At 57.3% G+C, this 553-nt stretch carries 1 protein-coding gene; it reads left to right on the forward strand.

What is annotated here, in order from left to right:
- Positions 1–131: 131 nt before the first annotated feature.
- Positions 132–479, forward strand: a complete 348-nt coding sequence (locus tag ACNPN0_RS05295; protein WP_105657848.1) for an RNA polymerase-binding protein RbpA — start codon at positions 132–134, stop codon at positions 477–479.
- The last annotated feature ends 74 nt before the right edge of the window (positions 480–553 follow it).

The following is a 553-nucleotide window of genomic DNA, read 5'->3' on the forward strand; positions in this document are numbered from 1 at the left end:
CCTCGCCGCAGACGCGTATAATGGATGTTTTGGCACCAAGAATTATCTTCACCTCTAGTCGGAGGGAATTATTTCCGAGTGCCAAACGTTGGTACGTGTAGCGAATTCTTCAATCATCGCGGAGGGAAAACATGAGCGATCGCAGCCTACGAGGCATGCGCCTGGGTGCACAGAGCATGGAATCTGAGGCAGGTGTGGAGCCGGCTGCCCGTCAGCGTGTGGAATACCGTACCGAAGAGGGCGAGACCGTCTTCGTCGTCTTTGCTGCCGAAGCTGAAATTCCAGCAACCTGGCACACCAAAACCGGTAAGGAAGCCAAGCTCGTCCACGGCGAAGCCAAGGCCGAAGAACCGGGCAATGAAAAGCCTGTCCGTACCCACTGGGACATGCTTCTTGAGCGCCGTTCCGAAGAAGAACTGGAAAAGACTCTGGCAGACCGCCTCCAGCAGCTGCGCGCTGCTCGCGGGGAAACTGCCTAATCTCCCCCACGCACGGTTCCATGCTGCCTTAGCATGGCCGTAGGGGCTTGGTTGAGGGCTGGGTTTGATGACCG

The organism is Glutamicibacter sp. AGC84, assembly GCF_053543575.1.

What these genes read in the sequence shown, in the direction of transcription:
- ACNPN0_RS05295 (WP_105657848.1), top strand. Translation starts at nt 132, where the DNA reads ATGAGCGATCGCAGCCTACGAGGCATGCGCCTGGGTGCACAGAGCATG.